At 61.9% G+C, this 2,330-nt stretch carries 4 protein-coding genes; 3 read left to right on the top strand and 1 reads right to left on the bottom strand.

Annotated elements, in window-relative coordinates:
- The first annotated feature begins 5 nt into the window (after positions 1–5).
- Together BN1233_RS47710 and BN1233_RS33785 are read left to right on the top strand one after the other, a co-directional pair.
- Complete coding sequence (locus BN1233_RS47710) at positions 6–179, top strand: LamB/YcsF family protein (RefSeq protein ID WP_280139505.1); 174 nt, start codon at positions 6–8, stop codon at positions 177–179.
- A gap of 43 nt (positions 180–222) precedes the next feature.
- Positions 223–816, top strand: a complete 594-nt coding sequence (locus BN1233_RS33785; protein WP_048710679.1) for an IS1595 family transposase — start codon at positions 223–225, stop codon at positions 814–816.
- A 345-nt stretch (positions 817–1,161) separates the two neighbouring features.
- On the opposite strand, the gene BN1233_RS48750 is transcribed toward BN1233_RS33785, so the two are convergent.
- On the bottom strand, positions 1,162–1,530 hold the full coding sequence (locus tag BN1233_RS48750; RefSeq protein ID WP_280139504.1) for a LysR substrate-binding domain-containing protein: 369 nt from the start codon (positions 1,528–1,530) through the stop codon (positions 1,162–1,164).
- Between BN1233_RS48750 and BN1233_RS33775 the strand changes: the two genes are divergently transcribed.
- On the top strand, positions 1,513–2,330 hold an 818-nt coding region (locus tag BN1233_RS33775; protein WP_048710677.1), incomplete at its 3' end, for a DDE-type integrase/transposase/recombinase. The genes BN1233_RS48750 and BN1233_RS33775 overlap by 18 nt on opposite strands.

Genomic DNA, 2,330 nt, shown 5'->3' with positions numbered 1-2,330 from the left:
GGCGCATCGTCGAGGAAAGGGCGCTGATCTCGGCCTCGGGCAAGCGCATCCCGGCTAAGGTGGACACATTCTGCATCCACGGCGACGAGCCGACGGCCGTCCCGCTCATGATCGCGGTTCGGGCGGCGCTGAAGGACGCCGGGATCTCGGTTGTCCCGCTTCCGGAGCTCCTGTCGTAACGGACCGCATCCATCCGGCTCCCATGACGGCATCCAGAGGCGGATGCCGCTAGCCAGACAGTATGCCGGCGGGCATGTGCGACCCAAGAACAAGGCCGAAGATCGCGTTGACCGGCGCATGAAGGCGAACCGCAGCCCCGACCGCCTCTGTGCTCTAGCGATCCGGCAGCGCGGCATGTTTGGCCGGACCTTCACCCGCATCATCCGCGAGGAGGATAGCGATGCCGTCTGGGCAGCCGTCCGGGACAACGTCTCCCGGGACGCGAAGGTCTTCGCCGACGAGCACGCCAGCTACAACGACCTCATCGGCCTGAACCGCATGGCGCGCGTGAACCACTCCAAGGTCTATTCCTCCGAGAATGGCATCAACACGAACTTCGTCGAGAGCTTTTTCAGCCGCATTCAGCGCGCCTATGTTGGGATTCACCACCGCTTCTCGACAAAGTATCTCGACAGGTACGTCGCGGACCTCGCCTGGCGCGAGGACACGCGGCGGACGAGCAACGGGTGGTTGACCCGTTCCATACTTGCACAAGCCCTCCGCCGGCCGACGTCACGCTACATATGCGGCTACTGGCAAGGCAACAAGCCGCCGGATCTGATCTGGGAAGGAGATCCAGCGGCGGTCCCTCGCTAGGCTGCGATTTCCCAGAGGTGCTTCCGGCCGCCGACGGTGCCTGCCTGACGCACGCAGCTGCGCTTCATCAGGGAATTTCAAGGCCGCCGCCATGTGTTACGAATAGCGACAAGGATGGATCGTTCGCCGCCACGCCACACCGCGCGGCGATACGGCAAGTGGAGTCGGCCGTCGCCAAGGGTTGGCCGGCTTCGCGCAGCACCTCGAGGATCGCCTCGCTCTGTTGAAGGCAGCCGGTGCTATAATTACGCCAAGCGCAATTGAGGCAATCACTGCGTGACTTTGCTGATGCTCGCCATTTGCGGTAGCGGAGTGGCTGACCTGTGATCCCTAAAGGTGTCGTCCTCAGACGTTGACGAGGGTATTCGCCTGTTCCTGAAGACGGCGACAGGCTTCGACAAAATGAAGCACGCGCTTGGCGGGCGCGTTCCGCTCCCATGCGACGAGCGTCTCGATCTGCGCACCGCAGTCTTCGATCTCGCGCATGACGACGTGGTCCGGCTTGAACCGCCGCAACCCTTCAGGATAGAGCGTGACACCGAGACCGGCGGCAACAAGACCCATGATCGCAGTCGTGTTCGATGCCTCATAGGCGATCCTGGGTCTCAGGGCGCGTGACCCGAAGATCCGGTCCACTAAATGTTTGGTCCCAGGCTTTAGTGGTGCAATCCTATCCCCGGAATGGAGGGATGCACTATGGGCCAAGTTCTCCACGGGAGCGCCACCACGACAGAGGCAACCCGTCGCGCAATCCAAAATAGTCAAGCGAGCTTGAGGGATCTTGCGAAGCGCTACGGGATCAATCCGAAGACCGTGGCCAAGTGGAAGAAGCGGGCACGCACCGCGGATCTCCCAACCGGACCGAGAGCCCCGCATTCAACGGTGCTCTCGGCTGAGGAAGAGGCGATCCTTGTGACCTTCCGCAAATACACCCTGCTGCCGCTGGATGACTGCCTCTATGCGCTCCAGCCCACCATCCCGCATCTGACCCGCTCGAGCCTGCATCGCTGCTTGCAGCGCCATGGCATCTCTCGCTTGCCAGAAGTCACCGGCGACATGCCCAGCAAGCGCAAGTTCAAGGCTTACCCGATCGGCTATTTTCACATCGATATCGCGGAGGTGCGCACCGAAGAGGGCAAGCTCTACCTGTTCGTTGCCATCGATCGCACGAGCAAGTTCACCTATGTGGAACTGCACGAGAAGGCCACGACGAAGGTTGCCGGCAACTTCCTGCGCGCCCTCGTCGGGGCTGTGCCCTACAAGGTCCATACGGTTCTCACTGACAACGGCATCCACTTCACGACACCAGGCAACACAGCGTCCGCCGCCCCGCTCATCAAGGCGGCCATGGAACGCGGAGAGATCTTCCGGGCACACGCCTTCGAGTACGCCTGCGCGCAGAACGGCATCGATCATCGCCTGACTAAACCCATGCACCCATGGACGACTGATGTGATTGACAAGAGCTTTTTGCGCGGATCTGGGGTATCCTTGCGTGGCGCACGGGTGACCGC

Source organism: Microvirga massiliensis (genome assembly GCF_001006805.1).
Lineage (GTDB): Bacteria > Pseudomonadota > Alphaproteobacteria > Rhizobiales > Beijerinckiaceae > Microvirga > Microvirga massiliensis.
Note: the sequence above shows the minus strand (reverse complement) of the source record. Positions and strands in the feature narration are given on the sequence as shown.